Origin of the sequence: Agromyces binzhouensis, assembly GCF_004135055.1 — a bacterium.
Classification (GTDB): Bacteria; Actinomycetota; Actinomycetes; order Actinomycetales; family Microbacteriaceae; genus Agromyces; species Agromyces binzhouensis.
In genome coordinates, this window is the sequence record NZ_SDPL01000464.1 from 1 (window position 1) to 2270 (window position 2270).

The following is a 2270-nucleotide window of genomic DNA, read 5'->3' on the forward strand; positions in this document are numbered from 1 at the left end:
TCGCCGGGCGCGGTGGGCGCGGAGGGCGCGGAGGGCACGCTCGCCTCGGCGTGCGCCGGGGCCCGGGGCGGCTGAGGCTCGGGCGCGTCATCCGCTCGCGCGTAGACGATCTCGCGGGTGCGACCGACCAGCGCGTCGTAGACCGCCACCCGTCCGAGCAGGGGCTCGCCGAGTCCGGTCAGCAGCTTCAGCACCTCCCCGGCCATGAGCCCGCCGGTGACGGTGCAGACGGTGGGGAGGATGCCGTCGACCTCGCAGCTCAGCCCCGCATCGGCGGGCGGCTCGGGGAAGAGGTCGCGGTACGAGACGCCTCGCGCCTCCCAGGACACCCCGACCTGGCCGGAGAACCTCGCGGCCGAGCCCCAGACGAGCGGGATCCCGGCGCGCGCAGCGGCGTCGTCGGCGACGTACCGGGTGAGGATGTCGTCGGTGCCGTCGACCACGAGGTCGGCGCCGGAGAGCAGGTCGTCGGCGTTGCCCGCGTCGAATCGCGCGCGGACCGGCCGGACGTCGGCGTCGGGCGCGAGGAGCAGCGCGGCATCCGTCGCGGAGGCGACCTTGGCCCGCCCGACGTCGGCGTCGTGGTGCAGCGTCTGGCGATGGAGGTTGGTCGGCTCGACCACGTCGTCGTCGACGAGCGTGAGGCGCCCCACGCCCGCCGCGGCGAGCGCGGGGAGCACGGCGCTGCCGAGCCCGCCCATGCCGAGCACCACGACGTGGGCTCCGGCGAGTCGGCGCTGGCCTGCCGCGCCCATGCCCGGGAGCACGCGCTGCCGCGCGAACCGCGGCGAATCGGGATCGATGGGCATGGCTCGATTCTTCCAGCAGGGCTAGGCCATCGGGTTGCCCGAGGCAATCCCTGTCATCCTCACAGGAACGCCGCATAGCGTCGAGGTCAGACCGTGCCGGCGAGGGGCCGCGGTTCCAGCGCCGCGCGACACCGACTTCCCGGTCTTGCGCGGTGCGGACGAATGCGGAAGCGTGATGAGGGGGCCTCGATGAGCCGCACGACAGGAGCACCGCCCGGCGCCGGGCGAGGCGGGTCGCGAGACCCGTCGACCGACGTGGTGCGCCTGATCCGCGACCTCGTCCCGCAGCGCCCGAGGTTCCTGCGCGGGCCGCGCATCCCCGACGGGGTGCGCTCCCCCGTCATCGTCACGGAACGCCTCACGCTGCGCCCGCACCGACTGGCCGATGCCGCCGCCTGGTACGAGCTGCAGTCGGATCCGGCGGTCGTCGAGCACCTCTCCTGGCCGTTGCGGACCCGCGCCGAGTCGTTCGTGCACCTGCTCAACCGCACGCACCACACCCGGCTCGAGCAGCGCGACGACTTCCTCGCCCTCGCGGTGCTCCTCGACGACCGGCTGATCGGCGATGCGTCGCTGCACCTGCGCTCGCTCGATCCGGCCGCGCGTCGGGTCGAGGTCGGCTGGGTGATCGGTCCGCGGTGGCAGGGCAAGGGCTACGCCTCCGAGGCGGGCCTCGCGATGCTCGGGCTGGCGTTCGGCCAGTTGCGGGCGTCGGTCGCCGAGGCGCACATGACGCCCGGCAACGCCGCCTCGAAGGCGCTCGCCGAGCGGCTCGGCTTCGAGGAGGTCGCGAACGACGGCACGACGCGCGTGCTGGCCATCGACGCGGAACGGTACGCGGCACTGCACGGCAGCTGACCCGGCGACGATCGTGCGCCCGATCCGGTCGGGAGCGGGCTGGATCGCTTCCGCAGGTGCGGGTATCCTCACCCTATGGTGACGCATTCGCGGGAGGAACGATGAGGTCGTTCCGCATCAGCGAGGCAGCAGCCCTCCTCGGGGTGAGTGACGACACGGTCCGCCGGTGGGCCGACGCGGGTCGCCTCGAGCTCGAACGCGGCGCGAACGGCATCCGCATGGTCGCGGGGTCCGAACTCGTCCGGCTGCTCGGCGACGAACCCGACGGCGGCGCGCTCGCCCGGGCGTTCCCGCTCGCGCGCGCCTCGACGCGCAACCGCTTCGTCGGCCTCGTCACCGCCGTCGAGCGCGACGGCGTGATGGCCCAGGTGGAACTCCGCGCGGGACCGTTCCGGATCGTCTCCCTCATGAGCCGCGAGGCCGCCGACGAGCTCGGGCTCGAACCCGGCATGCTCGCCGCCGCGAGCGCGAAGGCCACCGTGGTCTCGATCGAGCTCCCGGGCGGGGTCGACGCGTGAGCCGAAGCGCCCGAGACGGCGGGCGGCGGATGCTCCGCTCCCGCGTCGCCGCGGTCGTGCTCGCCGGTGCGGGACTCGCCGGGCT

3 protein-coding genes are annotated in these 2270 nt (G+C 74.4%); 2 read left to right on the forward strand and 1 reads right to left on the reverse strand.

All coding sequences use genetic code 11. The annotated features are described in order from the left end of the window. A partial coding sequence (locus tag ESO86_RS15700) for a HesA/MoeB/ThiF family protein (protein ID WP_165308024.1) occupies positions 1-809 on the reverse strand: 809 nt, incomplete at its 3' end. Between the two features lie 189 nt (positions 810-998). On the opposite strand from ESO86_RS15700, the gene ESO86_RS15705 reads away from it, so the two are divergent. Together ESO86_RS15705 and ESO86_RS15710 are read left to right on the forward strand one after the other, a co-directional pair. Further along, complete coding sequence (locus tag ESO86_RS15705; protein ID WP_129235802.1) at positions 999-1667, forward strand: GNAT family N-acetyltransferase; 669 nt, start codon at positions 999-1001, stop codon at positions 1665-1667. A 101-nt stretch (positions 1668-1768) separates the two neighbouring features. After that, positions 1769-2185: a TOBE domain-containing protein gene (locus ESO86_RS15710; protein WP_129235803.1), complete on the forward strand. Its 417-nt coding sequence runs from the start codon at positions 1769-1771 to the stop codon at positions 2183-2185. The last annotated feature ends 85 nt before the right edge of the window (positions 2186-2270 follow it).

What these genes read in the sequence shown, in the direction of transcription:
- ESO86_RS15705 (WP_129235802.1), top strand. Translation starts at nt 999, where the DNA reads ATGAGCCGCACGACAGGAGCACCGCCCGGCGCCGGGCGAGGCGGGTCG.
- ESO86_RS15710 (WP_129235803.1), top strand. Translation starts at nt 1,769, where the DNA reads ATGAGGTCGTTCCGCATCAGCGAGGCAGCAGCCCTCCTCGGGGTGAGT.